The organism is Metabacillus dongyingensis (assembly GCF_019933155.2).
Classification (GTDB): domain Bacteria; phylum Bacillota; class Bacilli; order Bacillales; family Bacillaceae; genus Bacillus_P; species Bacillus_P dongyingensis.
In genome coordinates, this window is record NZ_CP082944.1 from 4318514 (window position 1) to 4337497 (window position 18984).

Here is an 18984-nt window from a genome sequence, read left to right on the forward strand (position 1 = left end):
TTCACAACATTTTATTTTGTTTTGCCTAAAAAAGTATGTGAAAATGTTCACTTAACTTTTCAAAATGATACTGAAAACTCTGTGAGTAGTAATATAGAATATAAATAATGCCTATATTACATAATAGCATCTGCATTATATTTTTCAAGACCAAATTGAAGGATTAGAAACGTTAAGAATTTTACAAAAATAAAAACATTCTCTATAATAATCATATTCATCATACAAGCACATCTCTTTACTCAATTACCAGATGAAATTGTTAAAGAGGTATGATATGTTATAATTAAGAATTATTATCAATTACAATCGGGGGGATATTTGTGAAGGAAGACACAAAAGTATACGATATTACGATCATTGGCGGCGGACCTGTCGGTTTGTTCACTGCATTTTACGGCGGTATGCGCCAGGCTTCTGTTAAAATCATCGAAAGTTTGCCGCAGCTCGGCGGTCAGCTTTCTGCCTTATATCCTGAAAAATACATATATGATGTTGCAGGATTTCCTAAAGTGCGCGCACAGGAGCTGGTAAACAATTTAAAAGAGCAAATGGCCAAGTTTGAGCAGACAGTTTGTCTCGAGCAAGCAGTTGAAACGGTTGAAAAACAGGCTGACGGCGTGTTTAAATTAACAACTGATCAAGAAGTTCACTATTCTAAAACGATTATCATTACTGCAGGAAACGGTGCGTTCCAGCCCCGAAAAATTGAACTTGAAGAAGCTGCTTCATTTGAAAAAGCAAATCTTCATTACTTCATTGATGATTTAAATCAATTTGCCGGCCAGAGAGTTCTTATTTGCGGAGGCGGAGATTCTGCTGTTGACTGGGCACTTATGCTAGAGCCAATTGCTGAAAAAGTAACACTTGTTCATAGAAGAGATAAGTTCCGTGCTCATGAGCATAGTGTCGAAAACCTGAATAACTCAAAAGTTCAAGTTCTCACTCCTTTCGTTCCAAAAGAATTAACAGGTGCAGGTAATATTGAACAAGTAGTCTTAGAAGAAGTGAAAGGCGAACGCAAAGAAGTCATAGATGTTGACTCTGTCATCGTGAATTTTGGATTTGTCTCATCACTTGGCCCAATCAAAAACTGGGGTCTTGAAATTGAGAAAAACTCAATTGTAGTTAACAGCAAGATGGAAACAAACGTTGAAGGCATCTATGCTGCGGGCGACATCTGCACATATGAAGGAAAAGTAAAACTGATCGCAAGCGGTTTTGGTGAAGCTCCAACTGCTGTTAATAATGCGAAAGCTTATATGGATCCAAAAGCAAGAGTTCAGCCGCTTCACAGCACAAGCTTGTTTGAAAAATAATAAGAAAATCGGATGACCTTGGTTAACACAGGTATGACAGATGCCATCCAGTGAGAAGCCCGGGTTTGACATTTTTTTGGCGAAGCCGTTCAGACGGAGGAGCCAGGCGCTTCCGCTGGCCCTTAATGTGCAAAACTTTATATTCCTACAATAAAAAGAGGAAAGCGGTCTGCTTTTCCTCTTTTTTATTGGAATAAACGCTGCATGACTTACTGCTGCCAGTAATAGCTGTATGGATTGTAATAAACCGGCTGATTCCATTGCTGGTATCTTTGGCCGCCAAACGGTATTCCGCTTTGATCACCTCCAGGAATTTGACCAAAAGGACTTCCCTGACCGTCCTGCATTCCTCCAGGTTGACCCATTCCCGGCATTTGACCGAATGGACTTCCCTGACTGCCCTGCATTCCTCCAGGTTGACCCATTCCCGGCATTTGGCCGAATGGACTTCCCTGACCGCTCTGCATTCCTCCAGGTTGACCCATTCCCGGTATTTGACCGAATGGACTTTCCTGACCGCCCTGCATTTCTTCAGATTGACCCATTCCCGGCATTTGACCGAATGGACTTTCCTGACCGCCCTGCATTTCTCCCGATTGGCCCATTCCCGGCATTTGTCCGAATGGACTTTCCTGATCGCCCTGCATTTCTTCAGGTTGACCCATTCCCGGCATTTGACCGACTTCCTGATCGCCTTCTGTCCCGCCGTTTTGTACTTCTGATTCTTGAGGAGCCTCTTCTTCCATTTTTGGAGGTTCAGGCATCACTTCAAAGGATTTTATATCATTCACATTCGCCTGACTTGTCGTTAATTGGGGAAATGACAAAATAAACACTGCACCTGATTGTTTATCTAAGTAGAATATAAATGCCTCTTTTTCCGTACCGTTTGTAAAGGTTAATTTTACCCATTTATATAGGCCTTCATTTAATTCATCTGTTGATGAAAGACGAAATTGATTATACATCTGATATGGATATGGATATGGATATGGGTTGTAATTCATTATTCAAGCTCCCTTCTCTATTCACACATCCATACTATATGCCCGCTATTTGTCCTTTGTTTTTAAATTGGAACCTGAAACCTTTTTCTATTTATCCTCGACTATGTTTTCAAGGAAGGGGGAAATAGTGTGAAATGGAAACTAAAACTAATCTTATGTGCGGTAATTATGTCAGGCATCTTTTTAGTAAATAAAGAAAAAGGCTATGCTTGTTCATGTGCGCAGCAGCCTTCCGTTCAGTCAGAATTAGAAAACAAAACAGCCATTTTTTCAGGAAAAGTATTAAAGATCACAGGAAGCAGTCAGAAAAAAGTGTTAATTGATGTGGATCTTATCTGGAAGGGCCCTTCTCAATCACAGCTTATTGTTGAAACAGAGAGGGACTCTGCAGGGTGCGGAGTTGATTTCATTGAAGGTGAAAATTATCTTGTTTATGCATACGGAGATAAGTTTAACCTTGAGACCGGATTATGCGAACGAACAAATTTGCTCACAGACGCAGGGGATGACATAAGAAATCTCGGTGCCGGAAAAGAACCTGAAAAGCAAGTGAATCTGGAACATCAGCTAGGAACTAATGCCATTACTTGGGGAATTATTTTTATCGCGATTCTTTTCATTTTCACTCTCTTAATGTTTTTACGGAAAAAGAAATAAAAAAAGACACTTCACTGGCGTTTTTTTGCCAATGAAATGTCTTTTTTTATATTCAGCACTCTTCAGGAGTACCTGTATTCGTAGCTGTTCTGAAAGATGAACCGCATCCGCATGAAGCAATCGCATTCGGATTATCAATGGTAAATCCGCCCCCCATTAGGGACTCTTTAAAATCAATTTTTGTCCCTTTTAAAATAAGGGAGCTTTCTTTATCGACAAGCACATTGATGCCATGCACTTCAAACTGAGTGTCGTCCTCATTAGGTTCTTGTTCAAAACCCATGCCGTAAGATAAACCGCTGCAGCCGCCGCCTTTTACGCCAACGCGCAGAAAAGCCTGCTCTTCGCCGTTTTCTTTCATCATATCTTTTATCTGATAAGCTGCTGCTTCAGTAATTATTACAAAATCATTCATTTTCTTGTTCCTCCTTTGCCAATAATCCAAAGGCTATACATAAAGTATACCCTTTCCACCCGGAACTCTCAAATGAAACACACTGCACTGCTATTTATCGTAAAAATAAACACCAGTACAGATGACCTCTGCTGGGCCAGTCATTAAAACATTCCCTTCTTCCGTCCAATTAATAAGGAGGTCCCCGCCGGCAAGATGGACAGTTGTATCCATTCCTCTTTTCGTATGTCCATTGAGAACAGAAGAGACAACTGCTGCACAAGCTCCTGTTCCGCATGCCTGTGTAACACCTGAACCTCTTTCCCACACTCTGAAATGAAGTTCATTTTCGGAAGCCACTTCAACAAACTCTACATTGATGCTTTCAGGAAAAAGAGGGTCTTTCTCAACCCTTGGTCCAAGTGTTAACACTGGAGCTGTTTCTATGCTGTCCACATAGAAAATAAGATGCGGATTTCCCATTGATACGGCTGTAGCATAATAGGTTTCGCCGGCAAATTCAAGCTGTTCATTTATTACTTTTTCATCAGGAGTGCCGGCCATAGGAATTTCCCCCCGATCAAGCTTTGGCTGCCCCATATTAATTGTTACCCCGCGGACTTCATTATCTTTCACTTCGAGCTTTGCATGAACCAAACCTGAAAGTGTTTCAATCGAAAATTCTTTTTCATCTATCAGTTTATTCTCAAATGCATATTTCGCAACACAGCGAAGACCATTTCCGCAGTTTTTTCCTTCAGAACCATCACTGTTAAATATCCTCATCTTTACTGGTGCTTTTTCAGATGGACAAATTAAGATAAGTCCATCTGAACCGATTCCTGTAAATACATTGGATACTTCCTTTGCAACCTGAGGAAGTTTCGACTCTTCAATTTGCTCTTTAAACATATTTACATATATATAATTGTTGCCGAGTGCATGCATTTTTGTAAATTGGAATTGTTTCATGGAGTTCTCCCTCTTTTTTTCTTTTTATAAGTATAAATTGCTGGAAACAGGATCACAATAGAAATATCCCCCGTTTGTTATAGATAATAAAAGCTCTCTGCTTTGATGCAGGGAGCTTTTATTCGTGATTCTTCCATTATTAATACGTGAAAATCCCTGCTCTGACTGCACTTAAAAGGTTGGAAAGGGGCTAGTTGTCTAATCTTATTTTGTAATTGTTTGCTTTTAGTTATTCAAATAATGCCCTTTATTTAGACATCATACATTGAATAAGCTCGATTTCCTCTACGACTGTCCGATATAGTAAGAAGCAGCTGCATATGCGCAACCGAACATGACAGCGACTTTTGTTCTTATTATAGTCAAAATTTACTATGTAATTGTATGCCCAGACTGCGGTTATTCTCATTCAGAAGAGTTTACGTCTCATTTGACTGAAATTGGAACTTCTATGTTAGGCGAAAAGATGCCCGTGAAAAATCCATCGCCGAAATGGCAAAAGACAGGTTGGCGAGAAATAAGAGAATGGAAACAAAAGTATCCAATAAGCTAAATATAAGCAGTAAAAAAACGCATACTAAATGTACGCGTTTTGCTTAGAACATAGGATTCTCATCCAGGTAATCATATATGTTTTTAACTAGCTCTTCAGATGATTCCCCGGTTACAACCTCACCGTTTACAAGGGCATAAAGAGAAGCATAGCATTTTCCGCAATATCCAAGACATCCGTATTCAATAATGTCCAGATTAGGATCCTTTTCTAACTTTTCCAAAGCAGCTTGTGAACCGTTCGCTAAATTGCTTATACAAAATTCTATTATTGGTTTCAACTTCATCACCTCACACCTGCAATCCTATGCTACCCTTTCTATGTACTATCGTCAATTATTTATGTTTTATGTTATACTTTTTTCATAAATATCAACACATTTCCATTAAAGTGATTTACTAATGGGCAGGTTCTCAGATTAATAGATGACTTTTTCATAACATATTGTGGTTTATCATCAAATTCGTTATACTTTTAGATGGCATATTGCAAAGGTTTACTTAATAACTGATTTAACCTATAGATAAGAATATAACTAACTCACTAAAAGAGGAGAAAAAGGGGAGTCTGCAATGAAGAACTTAGTAATTCTTGGCGGTGGATACGGCGGCATGCGCGTCCTTCATCGACTGCTTCCAGGTCAGCTGCCTGATGATGTGCAAATTACACTCATAGATAAAAATCCCTATCATTGTTTAAAAACGGAATATTATGCACTGGCTGCGGGAACGATTTCAGACCATCATATCCGCGTAGATTTTCCAGAGCATGAGCGTCTGCACGTAACGTTCGGGGAAATAACCTCGGTTGATCTTGAAGAAAAAAAGGTTCATCTGAATAATCAGGAACCGATTTCATATGATGATCTTATTATTGGTTTAGGCTGTGAAGACAAATATCATAATGTTCCAGGCGCGAAAGAGTTTACCCACAGCATTCAGACAATTGATCAATCAAGAGAAACCTACCAGCTCCTTAACAATTTAAGCGGCGGTGCTTCTGTTGCAATCGTTGGCGCAGGACTAAGCGGAGTTGAGCTTGCAAGTGAGCTCCGAGAAAGCAGAAAAGATCTTAAGATCACGCTTTATGACCGCGGAAAAAACATTCTGTCCAGTTTTCCGGAACGTCTTAGCAAATATGTTCAAGGCTGGTTCGAAGATCATGGCGTAACCATTATCAACAGTGCCAACGTGACAAAGGTAGAACAAAATGTTCTTTATAATCATGATGAGCCTGTTTCATACGATGCCATCGTGTGGACTGCAGGAATTCAGCCGAACAAAATCGTAAGAGATCTTCCTGTTGATAAAGATCCTCAGGGCCGAGCAGTGCTTACAAAACAGCATCACCTTCCGCATCATGAGGATGCATTTGTTGTTGGAGACTGTGCAAGTCTTCCTCATGCACCAAGTGCACAGCTGGCTGAAGCTCAGGCTGAACAAATCGTTCAAGTTCTGCTTAAAAAGTGGAATGGTGAAGAATTGCCGCAGGACTTCCCTGCCTTCAAGCTGAAAGGCGTATTAGGGTCGCTTGGAAAAAAACATGGTTTCGGCCTTGTGAATGACCGCCCTCTAATTGGACGAGTTCCTCGACTGCTTAAATCGGGAATACTTTGGATGTACAAATACCATAATGGATAAGAAAAACGCAAGGCAATGTGATGCCTTGCGTTTTTGCTTTAATCTGAGGGATTTTTTATGTGGCAGCGGTCAGAAACTTGCCCCGGGCGGTCAAAACGGTGTCTTGTGCAGTCAAAATGCTTATTATTCGATTATTTTCAGCCGCTGCACTTGCACATTAAATGATTACTAAGCAGAAACATATCCATGCTTCTCCATTTCAGCATATATTGTTTTCAATTTCGGATTGCCTTCTCCTACTACCACTCCATTAATAACAACCAAAGGGTAAAAATACTCATCATTTGCGATTTTCTCCGCAAAACTCTTTTTTTCAGGATTGTCTTGAGGCGAGAATACATCAACATATTCTATTTTAAACTGCTGCTGCGGGAATTTCCTTGAAATTGCTGCTTCCAGCCATTCATATGTTTCTTTTGAGGAGGGAAGATTTACACAGCTTGGGCATAATACTTCAGCTCCATATATATACACTTCGACTTGTTTTTTCATCGTATTCCCCCTTTTCTTAAGTTTCATTGTAAGGGAGGAAGCGTTTTTTTTCCATGAAAACTTATATGCTGAAAGTATCCATTTTTATTCACTGCGGAATATGTTAAAATAGTGGCATTAACAGATTTTACTTCAATCATATGAATAGATTTTCAGCGCTTTTTTGAATATAATAGCAGGATAAGGAAGGAGTCGATTAAGTTGACAACAGAAACTCAAATGGTAGAACAAGTACAGGAAGTATTAGATAAATTACGCCCATTCTTGCTTCGTGACGGCGGGGATTGTGAACTAGTGGATGTAGAAGACGGCATCGTAAAATTACGCCTTTTAGGAGCTTGCGGCAGCTGCCCAAGTTCAACAATCACACTTAAAGCAGGGATTGAACGCGCCCTTCTTGAAGAAGTACCGGGTGTTGTAGAGGTAGAACAAGTTTTCTAATGCAAAAAAAGATGGTGAGCCCGCTCACCATCTTTTTTTTGCTTATAAATATTCGCTGAACCAATTTTTTATATGATTTAACCGGTCGATCCGAAGCTTAGGATGGCCGCTTCTGGATAATTCATGATTCGCATCTGGAAAGCGCACGAGTTTTGTTTCTTTTTTCAGGCGCTTTAAAGCGATATAAAGCTGCTCAGCCTGCTCTACAGGACAGCGGTAGTCTTTTTCGCCATGAAGAATCAATAGAGGCGTTTCTACGTTTGTGACATATTTTAACGGCGAATGCTGCCACAGTTTATCAAAATCATCGATCAGATTGCCGCCGATTTCCCACTCTGTAAAGTAATAGCCGATATCACTCACTCCGTAGAAGCTGATCCAGTTGCTGATTGAACGCTGTGTAACAGCTGCTTTAAACCTGTTTGTATGACCCACAATCCAGTTGGTCATAAAACCGCCATAGCTGCCTCCAGTTACACCTAATCGATCTTTATCAATATAATCATAGGTTTCAAGAGCATAATCCACTGCACTCATTAAATCGGTATAGTCGCTACCTCCATAATCACCGCGCACCTGATCAACAAAATGCTGTCCATATCCATGGCTTCCCCGCGGATTTGTATAGAGGACGGCTTTCCCGCTTGATGCAAGCATCTGAAATTCATGGAAATAAGTGTTGGCATACATGGCGTGCGGACCGCCATGTATTTCAAGAACGAGCGGGTATTTTTCGCCGTTCTTAAATCCAACCGGCTTCATGATCCACCCGTGAATCTCAAGTCCATCTTCTGCATTCCACTTAATTGCTTCAGGTACAGCAAGCTCAATTTCCTGCAAGAATTCATCATTTACATTTGTAAGCTGACGATTTTCCCCTGTGCTGAAATCAAAGAAATACAGGTCGCAAGGATGATCAGGACTACTGATTCCGAGAACTGCAGTATGACTGCCAGGGTGAACCGATAACCCGTACACATGCTCCTGTTCAAACCTTACCGGCAAGGTTTGTCCTTCAAGCGATCCATAATAGACACCCGTATTGCCCTGATCGGTTAAAATAAAGTAAAATCCCTGGCTGTCCTCTGTCCAAATAAGACCTGGATTCACACTGCCAGATATAAAATCCGCTACAACCGCATCACTGATGTGAACGTCCCAGTCAGCTGAATAGCATGATAACTCTTCTGTTTCCATTTTGTACAGCCAAATTTTAGAGAAAGTCGCACTTTGGAATTCTTTTTCATGACCAAAAAAAGATAGGCAGCTTCCATCAGGCGACCAGGAAAGATTGCCAAAGAAACCATTGCTGTTCGTCAGCTGCTGCTGCTCATTAGTTTCTAAAGATAGAATAAAAACATCTGAGATTAAAGTTTGATCAGGATCGTCCGTCATATTCGAAGTAAACGCAATCGATTTCCCATCAGGGGACCAGGCTCCATCGTTATAATCAAACTCCCTTGAACCGATGAGTTCAAGCTTCCCTGTTTTCACATCCACAACCGCAAGCTGCCTTTTACGGTTCTTTACAAAACCGGCTGCATCAGACTTGTACCTCATATCTTCAACTACGAGCGGCTCCGACAGCTTTTTCTCATCCCTATCCTCTTTGTCTAATTTGTCATCTGGCGCCAAAGAAATAGCTACAAGTATTTTCTTGCCATCGGGACTCCATACCGGCTGTGAGACAGATAAATGTTCTTTTGTGAGTGCTTTAGCCTCCCCGCCAGATGCTAACATGAGAAAAAGCTGATTCTTGCCACTCCGATCTGAAATAAAAGCAAGACGGCTTCCATCAGGAGACCATCTCGGAGAAGTATTTTCACCTTCACCATAAGTCCATTGACTGGAAATATTCTTTTCTAAGTCGGTTAAAAATAGATTTGATATGTATTGATGTTTTTCTTCGTGAATAGACGTTTGAACGTAAACGGCCTTTGTGCCGCACGGTGAAACTTGAGGATCATTGACGGATTTCAGCTTGTATAAGTCCTCAGCTGTCATCCCTCTCTTTTGCTGTACAAATTCCATTTTTATCAACACCAAACTTTCCCTTGAATTTTTTCTGTTATTTTATTTATTTCGACAAGCTAAATAATTTTCCTTCTGAAGCGGCTTTAAATAGCTAAATTTTGAAATGAAACAGAAACATCCAAAAAACAGGCTGATCAGCATCTCAAAACAAAAAAAGCATCCTCATAAGAGAATGCCCTATCCAATCGAATCCCGAACTTGTCCAGAATGGGCTTCATAATAAACATTTGATCCCTCTAATACTGGTGTCAGCTCTTCAACTTCACATTTAGGAAATTGCGCTTTAAGCAGTTTAGCGAGTGTTTTCCCTTTCCCTTTAGCCGTAAATGCCAAGACAGTAGGGCCCGCACCGCTGAGAGCTGCGCCATATGCACCTGCATCCATTGCCGCTTTCTGTACTTTCGAAAGCTCCTTAATCAAAGTACCGCGATACGGCTGGTGAAATAAATCTTTTTGCATCATTTTCCCTGCAAGCGGCCAGTTGTTTGACAGAACAGCTGCTACCAAAACATTGCTGACTGCGCTTGCCTCTACTGCCCCGCTGTATTCCAAATACCCGGGAAGGACGTCGCGGGCATCTTTTGTATACAGCTTGTATGGAGGAACAACTGCTACTAGATCTACGTCGACTTCATCAACGGCTACCAATTCTGTTACTTGCTCCTGATGAAGTCCCACTACTAAACCTCCGTACAAAGATGCTCCTGCATTATCCGGGTGGCCTTCAATAATACTGGCAAGATGCAGCTTTTCTTTCATGCTTAACTTTAAAGAGCATAATTCATTTGCAAGCTCCACTCCCGCCACGATAGCAGCAGCGCTGCTCCCTAACCCCCGTGCCATAGGAATATCGCTCCATACCTCAACAGTACAGCCGGGCAGGGCAGATTCATAAGATGATGCCACTCTTTTTGCAACTTGATAAATGAGGTTTTCTTCATCTCTTGGGATAGTGAGCATTTCCTCATTTAACGGAATAAAAGACCATGTTTCAGCAGGAGTAACCCTCAGTTCCAGATAACGATTAACAGCAAGACCGACAGAATCAAAGCCAGGTCCAAGATTCGCTGTGCTTCCGGGAACTTTTATCTTTAACATGTCGCCTTCCTTCACCATGCACCCACTCCCTTAAGCTGCTCCATAACGGCAAGTTCATCGTTAGGAAGCACGATTGGTTTGATTTCAGAGAGATCAACAGCCACGTTTGGATCTTTTAATCCATTTCCTGTTAAAACAGCAACTGCTTTAGCTCCCTTTTGATAAACGCCCTTCTTGGCGCTCTTTATTAATCCTGCAATGGAAGCACAAGAAGCAGGCTCTGCAAAAATGCCTTCTGTCTTTGCTAAAAGCTGATAGGCTTCAATAATTTCCTCGTCTGTTACTTCATCAATAAAGCCGTTTGACTGCTCAGCTGCTTTAACAGCTTTGTCCCAGCTTGCCGGGTTGCCGATCCGAATGGCAGTTGCAATCGTTTCTGGATTTTCAATCACTTGATTGCGCACAATGGCAGCTGCTCCCTCTGCTTCAAAGCCGTGCATTTGCGGGAGGCCAGTCTGATGAATGCTGTCATATTCTAAAAAGCCCTTCCAATAAGCAGAAATGTTTCCGGCATTGCCGACGGGTATTGAGAGAATATCCGGAGCTGCTCCCAATGCGTCACAAAGCTCGAATGCAGCTGTTTTTTGCCCTTCAAGCCTGTAAGGGTTCACAGAGTTCACAAGAGTAATAGGAAGCTTCTCAGACATGCTGCGGACCATAGTCAGCGCCTGATCGAAGTTTCCCTTTATAGCGATGATTTCTGCTCCGTACATCACTGCCTGTGCCAGTTTTCCAAACGCAATTTTCCCATCAGGAATGACAATAATGCAGCGCATTTTCGCTCTGGCCGCATAGGCAGCTGCTGCAGCTGATGTATTTCCCGTAGAAGCACAGATGACTGTATCACTGCCTTCTTCTTTCGCTTTTGCAACAGCCATTACCATTCCTCTGTCTTTAAAGGAGCCCGTCGGATTAGCGCCTTCTGTTTTAGCATAAAGCTCAAGACCTAACTGCTCTGATAGAGTTGGTAAAAAAACAAGAGGGGTATTCCCCTCGTTCAATGTAAGTAAAGGTGTGTTGTCATTTACGGGCAAGTAATTCCGGTATTGATTCAAGAGACCTTTCCACATCATAAGTAACCGTTCCCTTCTACGCGATATGAGCTTTTAATGCCCTGTACGACTTCAAGATCAAGCAGGTTAGCCAGAATCTCATCAAAGTCTTTATTTGATGCCTGATGCGTGACAATCACAATTTCTGCCAGATTGCTGTTTTTTAGCGGAAGCTGGAGAATTTTCTCAAAGCTGACCCCGCGTTCTGAGAACAAGGAAGTAATGGTTGAAAATGCACCAACCTGATCTTTCACATGAATGCGCAGGAAATGCTGAGCATAGATTTCATCGCTCTGCTTCAATGCTTTTTCAAATTGAGGAAGAACTGCGCTTCGTCCATTCACACCAAGTCTCATATTTTTCATGACGCCTACTAGATCAGAAACAACAGCTGTTGCAGTCGGCAGGCTGCCTGCACCCGGGCCGTAGAACATCGTTTCTCCTACAGCTTCTCCGTATACATAAACAGCGTTATATTCGTTGTTAACCGATGCCAATGGATGATAATCGGGCAGCAGTGTAGGCTGTACACTGACTTCGACTTTATTATGGTTGCGGTTGGCGATGCCGATCAGCTTCATTGTATACCCAAGTCTCTTGCTGTAGCTGATGTCCTCATCCGTTACTTCACTGATCCCTTTGACACTTACATCCTCTAAATCTACGTGCATTGAAAAACCGAGGCGTGCGAGAATCGCCATTTTGCGGGCAGCATCCAGACCTTCTACGTCGGCAGTAGGATCCGACTCAGCATAGCCAAGATCCTGGGCTTCTTTCAGCACTTCTTCATATGGACTTCCCTGTTTGCTCATTTTTGTTAAGATGAAATTCGTTGTCCCGTTCACGATTCCCATCATTTTGTTGATCCGGTCTGAAGCAAGTCCATCTACTAAACTTCTTAAAATCGGAATTCCGCCGGCAACACTTGCTTCATAAAATAGGTCACAGCCATTTTCTGTTGCAGCATCTAATAGCTCCGTGCCATAGACGGCCATAAGATCCTTATTTGCTGTAACTACATGCTTTTTAGCTCGAAGAGCCTGAAGAATATATTCCTTTGTATGCTCGACACCGCCCATTACTTCAATAATGACATCTATATCAGGATCGTGAATAACTTCATCAGCGTTTTTCGTCAGAAGCTCTTTTCCGAATTCAACCTGTCTTTTTTTATCAATATCCTGTACTAGGATCTTTTTCACCTTAACTGGACAGCCTACCTGATGCATCAATTTATCCTGGTGATCATCTATAATTTTCACTACACCGCTTCCGACTGTGCCTAGTCCCAACAAACCAACTTGAATTGCTTTCATGAATTTATCCACTCCCCTGATGTCCTTCTTAGAAATACATTTGTATATGTATGATAGACATTTTCTATTATTGTCATTATAAACAGTGTGCCATTGCTTATCAATAGAGAATTTTCAGTATTTATTATGTAATCGCTTTCTTCTTTAATTATACTGGGTTTATATTTTTTGGAAAATACTTATAAGTAAAGGAGAAACTCCTTGGTCAGATCCGATCTGACCAAGGAGCCAAAAAATTTTGGTGTAAAATAAAAAGACGTGCGGTAAATCGCACGTTTTTTCTATTCGCGGTCAAGCTGTATATCATTTTCGCTTTCAACTATTACATCAATGTGGCCTTTTCGCTCAAGCTTTTCTTTTTCAAGCATGGCTTCTTCCTCCGTTGGAAAGATGGGACCATCAAAGATCCTCTCCATTGTTTCTTTATCTGTATACTGCACTAAAAAACTGTTCATTTTGAAACCTCCCGTTTTAGAACACTATACCCCGTTCTTAAAAACAGTAATCTAATTTAATGGCGTAATGGGAGATTTCCCTGTTAAAACCGACTTGATATTCTGAACACAACAATCGATCATAGCGTATCTTGTTTCAAGCGTTGCACTGCCAATATGAGGAAGCGCTACTGTATTTGGAAGCTTTAACAGCGGATGATCGGGGCTTATCGGTTCATTTTCAAATACATCCAATCCCGCTCCTGCAATTTCACCTTCTTCAAGGGCTTTTATCAAATCCTCCTCCACAACGGTTCCGCCTCGCGATGTATTAATAAAAATAGCTGAGGATTTCATTTTCCTGAAGCTGTCAGCATTGAACATCTTTTTCGTTTCATTCGTAAGAGGCGTCATGCAGACTACAAAATCTGATTGTGCCAGCAGTTCATTCAGGCTTTTATAAACTGCCTCCAATTTATTTTCAGCATCGTAATCTCTAGACCGATTATGATATAGAATGTTCATGTCAAATCCCTTTGCTCGTTTTGCCACAGCCTGGCCTATTTTTCCCATGCCGACAATCCCGATCGTTTTATGATGAACATCTGCTCCCGCAAGCAAAAGAGGGCTCCAGCTTGTCCATTTCCCTTCCTTCACATAGTCTGCCGCTTCAATGACCCGCCTGGCAGCAGCGAGGATGAGGGCAAAGGTGAGGTCAGCTGTTGTATCTGTTAAAACATCAGGTGTATTTGTAATGATCACATTTTTTTGCTTCGCATAGTCAAGATTAATATTGTCGTATCCTACAGCAAGGTTTGAAATGACTTTTACGTTTTCTGCTTTGTTAAGCAGCTCCTCGTCAACCTGATCGGAAAGCATCGTCAAGAGAGCATCTGCTTCTTTTGCTTTTTCAAGCAGGAGGTCTCGCGGACATGGCTCATCCTCTTTATCCCACATCTGCACTTCCCCTAAACTCTTAAGCGCTTCCAAACTTTCTTCAGGACATTTTCGTGTTATGAATATTTTTGGCGTTTTCATCCTCTCACCCTTTTTCCCTTTTCTTTTATCTTATCACATTAGGTGTGAGAGGATTGAACATGCCTATAGCCAATGTATATCCGGCAAATAGATTTTTTTCGTCCGCATGGAAAGTAATTGTGCATACGATTTCAGGAATCCTTCGTATTTGGAGGAAGACTTGAGCATTTCCGAAAGCTTTGCCTCATAATAGGGTTTATCAGTCTCTGATGATAAATAGTAATCCTCAATGCATTCAAAATAATGAATCGGCAGCAGCAGGCGGCTGTAAATGAGTCTCCATGAAAAAGACGAAAGCGGCGTTGTCCGGTCATACTCATCTAAAAGTAAAAATCCATCCTGGCGCAGCATATCGGGATGTTCAAAAAATTGGTTTCTTAAATATTCGGCAATATCTCTGCTGCAGTGATCAAACACCCAATCTGTCGGAATTTTAACAAGTCCTGATGATCTCCATGTATCCGAATTGAATCTGTGATGACAGACAGTTGCTGAATCAATGGGCTGAGGCTCATCGTCAAGTTCTGTGTCTACTAAGTATTGAATAGCATTTTCGGCAAGGCCCATATAATATGGAAAGGATTCAGCGAACATTTTTTCAAAAGAATCAAGCGGCTGCGAACTGACTTTTCCTCTCCAAAACCCCTCAAGCTGATCTGTGCGCTTTTCCCAAAGCACCTTCCATTGGCCAATTCTGCTTATCTTGGACACCTGATAGGGATAGCTCCTGGCTTTCTGGTGAAATCGTGCAAGTTCTCTGCCCATCTGAAACACCCGCTCACTTGGAATATAAGAGGTTTTCAGAATTCCATATTTCTTTTTTTCCCATTCTATATATAAATTCCCTTGCTTCGTTAACAAAAAAACCGCCACAAACGGGTCTCCGCGTTCAAGCAGAAATTGACTCATATTATACAGTTCATAAAGCTCTTCATCGTCTATATGTGACAGCGGGACCATCAAATAGACATGCTGATGATATGAGAAAGCTTCATAATTACCTACTCTGAATGTCTCTGCCACTCTAAGTCCATATTGTTCCCGAATCAATTTTTCCACCAGTTTCTCCCCCATATATATAAAAGTCCTTACCCTATCGTAATCGCAAGTTTGCACATTTATGTATATTTTGGTTCCTATGTTAAACACTTTTTAATGATTGACATTTTTCATTACACATTCTGAAGGCCGTTTGCGTAAAATAGTAAAAAGAAGATTGGGTGAAATGGATGAAAGAAAAAGCGAAGATGGATATTGTTGAAAAAACAGCAAGACAATGGATACAGGACCGCGGCGTAAAGGTAGAAGATATCGCAGAACTTGTATACTTTCTGCAAGTCAAATATCATCCTTCATTAACAATCGATCAATGTTTGGAAAATATAGATCGAGTATTATCAAAAAGAGAAGTGCAAAATGCCATATTAACCGGCATACAATTAGATATTCTGGCGGAGAAAAAAATGCTTGAGGAACCGCTTCAGGCCATCATCGAAAGTGATGAAAGCCTTTATGGGGTTGATGAAATCATTGCCCTGTCCATCGTCAACATCTATGGATCAATCGGATTTACGAACTACGGCTATATCGACAAAGAAAAACCTGGAATCCTTAAATTCCTCAATGATAAATCATCCGGAATGGTCCATACCTATCTCGATGATATCATCGGAGCCATAGCAGCCGCAGCATCAAGCAGGCTTGCTCATCGGGCTAAGAATACTGAGTGATAACGAAATGCGAAATCGCCTGGATAGCAAAGGCAGACAGAAAAGGGTCCTCCATATAGGAGCTTTTCACTTGTATAGCGGACCCCTTTCTAATAAAGGAGTTAAACGCCGCAGCTGGACTATTAGTTTATAGCGATAAGCCCCATTTTATATTTTTTAGCCGTCGAATTTTTTATCGCTTATTTATTAGCTTATTTTCCCTTTTTTAGCTCCTGCAATAAAAAAAGCGCATCAATTCCGATGCGCTATCTGCTTCATTAAATTTTTTCAAACCACTCAGACAATGAATCAACCGTATAAGTTGGCTTTTCCTCATAGTTCAGCAAATGCTCACGCAGAGTCACTCCAGTATGGACAAGCAGAGTGTCCAAACCTGTATTCATGCCCGCTTTAATATCTGTATCATAGTTATCGCCGACCATTAACGTATCTTCATAGTCTGTACCCAGTACTTTTAAAGCCTGTTCCATAATGATGCTTTCCGGTTTACCGATAAAAATCGGCTGTACAGTTGTAGAAACAGCAATGACTGATGTTAATGAACCATTGCCCGGAAGCAGTCCGCGTTCTGTAGGTATGGCAATATCGCCATTTGTTGAGATAAAAGCTGCACCATTGCGAACAGCAATACAGCCCAATGCTAATTTTTCATAAGTAATGTCTCTGTCTATCCCTGTTACGACAAAATCAGGATTTTCATCAACAAGCGTCAGGCCCCGTTCGATCAATGCCTGCTGAATGCCTTCTTCTCCAATCACATAAACGGTCGCATCTGCTTTTTTCTCATAAATGAAATTTGCCGTTGCCCTGCTTGTTGTAAATACTTTATCCTCGTCTGCAGGAATATCAAATGAATTTAATTTATCTGCTACCTGCTGTGGGGTTCTTGATGAATTATTGGTAACAAACAAATATGGGATTTCTTTTTCTATTAATAATTTAACGAATTCGCTTGCTTCTTCGATTCGCTCTTTGCCTCGATACATGGTTCCATCCAGGTCAATTAAATAGCCTTTGTACTTCTTCATCCATCTCACTCCTTGCTATATGTAAAAAAATGAGACGCCTTCTTAATAAGAAAGCGTCCATTTATTATAATACGCTTATTCTTTAATGTCTAAAAGCAGAAACCGGTCCAAGTTCATTTTCCAGATAAGCTCTTACGCGGGATGGAAAACCGTCAAGCACAACTGACTGTTTATTAAAGATGTCTTTAAGTGCAGTGTGATCGATGAATAGATACTCCTGTACGAGCTGTTTCCGGAAACCGATTACTTCTTTCAGTCCATCAGCTTCAGCAGCGGCAACCACTTTTTCATCGAGCATAATATCGATAATATCCTCATAGCTGCCCGGGTCTCTCATAATAAAACCGTCAATAATTGCATTACCGGTATCGAGTATGGCTTCAATGATCATTTGGGCAAGACGTTCAAGCGCTTTCACTTCGATGTCTGTTTTCCATTCTTTGTGCTCAGCAAATAGAGTAAGGTTTTTTTCAAAATAAACCAGGGTTTCTTCGATTTTTTCGCGATCTACAAAATACATCTTTTGACACTCCCAACTTTCTCATTCAAGTGCGGCACGCACGAGCCGCTCAGTAATTGTATTTTAACACAATTTGGCTGATTTCAATTTATTCACGTAATAATTCCTTTCACTGAACGAAATGTTTACAACTTGTTTCGGTAAAGTGAAACGTTTGCTATGATTAGATAAAATGAACTGCGCTAAGGGGGAAATGAACATGTCCGAAAGATTTTATTTATATGATGATACAGTCGAAACAAAAACACGCTTTGTGAGTTTCATGGGTGAAAACAGCCGCTTTGATTTAGCCATTGTTAAGTCAGACCGTTATTATGGAAAACACCTTGTTATGAATTTATTGAGCAGCCGTTTTGCGATTATCGGCGAAGATGACTTAAACGAACCGGGATATATTGAGCATGCTTTCAGCCTCGAGGAAGATGAAGCAACTGAGCTGAGGGAATTTTTGTATGAAATGGTGTAAGGATAAGATGATGTCATTCATCGTAAACTAAGTCAGGAAAGCGGAAGCGCCCGTTTAGCTAAAGGCGCAGATCACAGATCAAGTCCGCGTTTGATATTTTGACGGATTTGTTCTTGCCGGCAATAGGGTGATTTGGCTTGCCATCAATGAACTATAAACTCTCTTCTCTAGAAAAAAGCAGGTGGAACAATGGATGATAAAGAAAAACGGGAGTATACTGATTTTTCAAATGTTGAAGATATGAGAAATATGGTCCTGCCGGAAATTTTCCCAGAGGGGCCTTACGGTGCGCCGCGGGGAAAGGATGAACCTGTGGAAAACAAAAGCTCTGAGTGGAAAGAGGGTCAGCGGTATTACAGCGCTTATAACTATGAGTTTAAATCGCTGCATCAGAATCTGCCAAGGCAGTATCCGGGAGCGCATCCTGCCCACGATGACCCGGAGAAAAATGAAGAACCTCCATATACGTCAAAATAATAAGCCGTGGTTTTCCCCCGCGGCTTATTTCTTTATTTTTTTTAAAACAAAGTGGGCGCATCCAAAATTGCAGTACTCAAAAATGTATTCATCAAGGGTGCTGATTTTTGTGTCATAGGAAGCTTTTTGATTTTGATCATCAAAAAAGCCTTTTAGTCTAAGCTGGTTATAGCCCCAGTCACCGACGATATAATCATATTTATTCAGGATTTCTGAGTAACGCGCTTTAAATGCTTCTTCATTGAAACCATTCTTTTCATCCTTAATGAGTTCAAAGCTATGATTTTGAACCGTTATCACTACTATCACCTCGCAT

General features: G+C 41.0%; 23 protein-coding genes. 8 read left to right on the forward strand and 15 right to left on the reverse strand.

Annotated elements, in window-relative coordinates; translation table 11 throughout:
* Window positions 1-323: 323 nt before the first annotated feature.
* Window positions 324-1319: a ferredoxin--NADP reductase 2 gene (gene yumC, locus K8L98_RS21455; protein WP_223437986.1), complete on the forward strand. Its 996-nt coding sequence runs from the start codon at window positions 324-326 to the stop codon at window positions 1317-1319.
* A gap of 209 nt (window positions 1320-1528) precedes the next feature.
* Here the strand turns inward: yumC and K8L98_RS21460 are convergent, their stop codons facing one another.
* Window positions 1529-2326 carry a hypothetical protein gene (locus K8L98_RS21460; protein ID WP_223437987.1) on the reverse strand — a complete coding sequence of 266 codons (798 nt, stop codon included), beginning with the start codon at window positions 2324-2326 and terminating at the stop codon, window positions 1529-1531.
* 129 nt (window positions 2327-2455) lie between these two features.
* Between K8L98_RS21460 and K8L98_RS21465 the strand changes: the two genes are divergently transcribed.
* The gene (locus tag K8L98_RS21465; RefSeq protein WP_223437990.1) at window positions 2456-2983 is read left to right on the forward strand and encodes a hypothetical protein; all 528 of its coding nucleotides are present in this window, start codon (window positions 2456-2458) and stop codon (window positions 2981-2983) included.
* Window positions 2984-3035: 52 nt separating this feature from the next.
* On the opposite strand, the gene K8L98_RS21470 is transcribed toward K8L98_RS21465, so the two are convergent.
* Window positions 3036-3398 (reverse strand): HesB/IscA family protein, encoded by a 363-nt coding sequence (locus K8L98_RS21470; RefSeq protein WP_223437992.1) that lies wholly within the window; start codon window positions 3396-3398, stop codon window positions 3036-3038.
* 90 nt (window positions 3399-3488) lie between these two features.
* Window positions 3489-4349 carry a diaminopimelate epimerase gene (dapF, locus tag K8L98_RS21475; protein ID WP_223437995.1) on the reverse strand — a complete coding sequence of 287 codons (861 nt, stop codon included), beginning with the start codon at window positions 4347-4349 and terminating at the stop codon, window positions 3489-3491.
* Between the two features lie 334 nt (window positions 4350-4683).
* Between dapF and K8L98_RS26920 the strand changes: the two genes are divergently transcribed.
* Window positions 4684-4902 (forward strand): DUF2225 domain-containing protein, encoded by a 219-nt coding sequence (locus K8L98_RS26920; RefSeq protein ID WP_223437997.1) that lies wholly within the window; start codon window positions 4684-4686, stop codon window positions 4900-4902.
* 43 nt (window positions 4903-4945) lie between these two features.
* Here the strand turns inward: K8L98_RS26920 and K8L98_RS21480 are convergent, their stop codons facing one another.
* The gene (locus tag K8L98_RS21480) at window positions 4946-5188 is read right to left on the reverse strand and encodes a YuzB family protein (RefSeq protein WP_070876045.1); all 243 of its coding nucleotides are present in this window, start codon (window positions 5186-5188) and stop codon (window positions 4946-4948) included.
* A 286-nt stretch (window positions 5189-5474) separates the two neighbouring features.
* Between K8L98_RS21480 and K8L98_RS21485 the strand changes: the two genes are divergently transcribed.
* Window positions 5475-6542 carry an NAD(P)/FAD-dependent oxidoreductase gene (locus K8L98_RS21485; protein ID WP_223437999.1) on the forward strand — a complete coding sequence of 356 codons (1068 nt, stop codon included), beginning with the start codon at window positions 5475-5477 and terminating at the stop codon, window positions 6540-6542.
* Window positions 6543-6710: 168 nt separating this feature from the next.
* On the opposite strand, the gene K8L98_RS21490 is transcribed toward K8L98_RS21485, so the two are convergent.
* Window positions 6711-7034: a YuzD family protein gene (locus K8L98_RS21490; protein ID WP_223438002.1), complete on the reverse strand. Its 324-nt coding sequence runs from the start codon at window positions 7032-7034 to the stop codon at window positions 6711-6713.
* 219 nt (window positions 7035-7253) lie between these two features.
* Between K8L98_RS21490 and K8L98_RS21495 the strand changes: the two genes are divergently transcribed.
* Window positions 7254-7475, forward strand: a complete 222-nt coding sequence (locus K8L98_RS21495; protein ID WP_101568137.1) for a NifU family protein — start codon at window positions 7254-7256, stop codon at window positions 7473-7475.
* Between the two features lie 42 nt (window positions 7476-7517).
* Here the strand turns inward: K8L98_RS21495 and K8L98_RS21500 are convergent, their stop codons facing one another.
* The 7 genes from K8L98_RS21500 to yutH all read right to left on the reverse strand — a co-directional run bounded on the left by K8L98_RS21500 (window position 7518) and on the right by yutH (window position 15509).
* Window positions 7518-9506, reverse strand: a complete 1989-nt coding sequence (locus K8L98_RS21500; protein WP_223438004.1) for a S9 family peptidase — start codon at window positions 9504-9506, stop codon at window positions 7518-7520.
* A gap of 180 nt (window positions 9507-9686) precedes the next feature.
* The gene (thrB, locus tag K8L98_RS21505; RefSeq protein ID WP_223443662.1) at window positions 9687-10622 is read right to left on the reverse strand and encodes a homoserine kinase; all 936 of its coding nucleotides are present in this window, start codon (window positions 10620-10622) and stop codon (window positions 9687-9689) included.
* Complete coding sequence (thrC, locus tag K8L98_RS21510; RefSeq protein ID WP_223443664.1) at window positions 10619-11677, reverse strand: threonine synthase; 1059 nt, start codon at window positions 11675-11677, stop codon at window positions 10619-10621. The genes thrB and thrC overlap by 4 nt, the downstream gene beginning before the upstream one ends.
* A complete protein-coding gene (locus tag K8L98_RS21515; protein ID WP_223438006.1) occupies window positions 11677-12975 on the reverse strand; it encodes a homoserine dehydrogenase in 1299 nt (432 codons plus the stop codon). Before K8L98_RS21515 ends, thrC begins: the two co-directional genes overlap by 1 nt.
* Window positions 12976-13256: 281 nt before the next feature.
* Complete coding sequence (locus K8L98_RS21520; protein WP_223438008.1) at window positions 13257-13430, reverse strand: hypothetical protein; 174 nt, start codon at window positions 13428-13430, stop codon at window positions 13257-13259.
* A 51-nt stretch (window positions 13431-13481) separates the two neighbouring features.
* Window positions 13482-14447 (reverse strand): 2-hydroxyacid dehydrogenase, encoded by a 966-nt coding sequence (locus K8L98_RS21525; protein ID WP_223438010.1) that lies wholly within the window; start codon window positions 14445-14447, stop codon window positions 13482-13484.
* Window positions 14448-14510: 63 nt separating this feature from the next.
* Window positions 14511-15509, reverse strand: coding sequence for a spore coat putative kinase YutH (yutH, locus tag K8L98_RS21530; protein WP_420828885.1), 999 nt, complete (start codon window positions 15507-15509; stop codon window positions 14511-14513).
* Window positions 15510-15676: 167 nt separating this feature from the next.
* On the opposite strand from yutH, the gene K8L98_RS21535 reads away from it, so the two are divergent.
* Window positions 15677-16177, forward strand: coding sequence for a phosphatidylglycerophosphatase A family protein (locus tag K8L98_RS21535; RefSeq protein ID WP_223438014.1), 501 nt, complete (start codon window positions 15677-15679; stop codon window positions 16175-16177).
* 257 nt (window positions 16178-16434) lie between these two features.
* Here K8L98_RS21535 and K8L98_RS21540 read toward each other — a convergent pair whose 3' ends face one another.
* Both K8L98_RS21540 and K8L98_RS21545 read right to left on the reverse strand, forming a co-directional pair.
* Window positions 16435-17205 (reverse strand): TIGR01457 family HAD-type hydrolase, encoded by a 771-nt coding sequence (locus tag K8L98_RS21540; protein ID WP_223438015.1) that lies wholly within the window; start codon window positions 17203-17205, stop codon window positions 16435-16437.
* An 82-nt stretch (window positions 17206-17287) separates the two neighbouring features.
* Window positions 17288-17725, reverse strand: a complete 438-nt coding sequence (locus K8L98_RS21545) for a DUF86 domain-containing protein (protein WP_223438016.1) — start codon at window positions 17723-17725, stop codon at window positions 17288-17290.
* Window positions 17726-17924: 199 nt separating this feature from the next.
* On the opposite strand from K8L98_RS21545, the gene K8L98_RS21550 reads away from it, so the two are divergent.
* Both K8L98_RS21550 and K8L98_RS21555 read left to right on the forward strand, forming a co-directional pair.
* Window positions 17925-18191 carry a DUF3055 domain-containing protein gene (locus tag K8L98_RS21550; protein WP_223438017.1) on the forward strand — a complete coding sequence of 89 codons (267 nt, stop codon included), beginning with the start codon at window positions 17925-17927 and terminating at the stop codon, window positions 18189-18191.
* Between the two features lie 189 nt (window positions 18192-18380).
* Window positions 18381-18668: a cytosolic protein gene (locus K8L98_RS21555; protein WP_223438018.1), complete on the forward strand. Its 288-nt coding sequence runs from the start codon at window positions 18381-18383 to the stop codon at window positions 18666-18668.
* Between the two features lie 24 nt (window positions 18669-18692).
* Here K8L98_RS21555 and K8L98_RS21560 read toward each other — a convergent pair whose 3' ends face one another.
* The gene (locus K8L98_RS21560; RefSeq protein WP_223443668.1) at window positions 18693-18968 is read right to left on the reverse strand and encodes a YutD family protein; all 276 of its coding nucleotides are present in this window, start codon (window positions 18966-18968) and stop codon (window positions 18693-18695) included.
* Window positions 18969-18984 lie beyond the last annotated feature (16 nt).

Bases quoted from the DNA above. Each gene is read 5' to 3' on its own strand.
- K8L98_RS21480 (WP_070876045.1), bottom strand. From the start codon at position 5,188: ATGAAGTTGAAACCAATAATAGAATTTTGTATAAGCAATTTAGCGAAC.
- K8L98_RS21485 (WP_223437999.1), top strand. From the start codon at position 5,475: ATGAAGAACTTAGTAATTCTTGGCGGTGGATACGGCGGCATGCGCGTC.
- K8L98_RS21500 (WP_223438004.1), bottom strand. From the start codon at position 9,506: ATGGAATTTGTACAGCAAAAGAGAGGGATGACAGCTGAGGACTTATAC.
- K8L98_RS21515 (WP_223438006.1), bottom strand. From the start codon at position 12,975: ATGAAAGCAATTCAAGTTGGTTTGTTGGGACTAGGCACAGTCGGAAGC.
- K8L98_RS21535 (WP_223438014.1), top strand. From the start codon at position 15,677: ATGAAAGAAAAAGCGAAGATGGATATTGTTGAAAAAACAGCAAGACAA.
- K8L98_RS21545 (WP_223438016.1), bottom strand. From the start codon at position 17,725: ATGTATTTTGTAGATCGCGAAAAAATCGAAGAAACCCTGGTTTATTTT.
- dapF (WP_223437995.1), bottom strand. From the start codon at position 4,349: ATGAAACAATTCCAATTTACAAAAATGCATGCACTCGGCAACAATTAT.
- K8L98_RS21555 (WP_223438018.1), top strand. From the start codon at position 18,381: ATGGATGATAAAGAAAAACGGGAGTATACTGATTTTTCAAATGTTGAA.
- K8L98_RS21520 (WP_223438008.1), bottom strand. From the start codon at position 13,430: ATGAACAGTTTTTTAGTGCAGTATACAGATAAAGAAACAATGGAGAGG.
- thrC (WP_223443664.1), bottom strand. From the start codon at position 11,677: ATGTGGAAAGGTCTCTTGAATCAATACCGGAATTACTTGCCCGTAAAT.
- K8L98_RS21460 (WP_223437987.1), bottom strand. From the start codon at position 2,326: ATGAATTACAACCCATATCCATATCCATATCCATATCAGATGTATAAT.
- K8L98_RS21550 (WP_223438017.1), top strand. From the start codon at position 17,925: ATGTCCGAAAGATTTTATTTATATGATGATACAGTCGAAACAAAAACA.
- K8L98_RS21495 (WP_101568137.1), top strand. From the start codon at position 7,254: ATGGTAGAACAAGTACAGGAAGTATTAGATAAATTACGCCCATTCTTG.
- K8L98_RS21525 (WP_223438010.1), bottom strand. From the start codon at position 14,447: ATGAAAACGCCAAAAATATTCATAACACGAAAATGTCCTGAAGAAAGT.
- K8L98_RS26920 (WP_223437997.1), top strand. From the start codon at position 4,684: ATGACAGCGACTTTTGTTCTTATTATAGTCAAAATTTACTATGTAATT.
- K8L98_RS21490 (WP_223438002.1), bottom strand. From the start codon at position 7,034: ATGAAAAAACAAGTCGAAGTGTATATATATGGAGCTGAAGTATTATGC.
- K8L98_RS21470 (WP_223437992.1), bottom strand. From the start codon at position 3,398: ATGAATGATTTTGTAATAATTACTGAAGCAGCAGCTTATCAGATAAAA.
- K8L98_RS21540 (WP_223438015.1), bottom strand. From the start codon at position 17,205: ATGAAGAAGTACAAAGGCTATTTAATTGACCTGGATGGAACCATGTAT.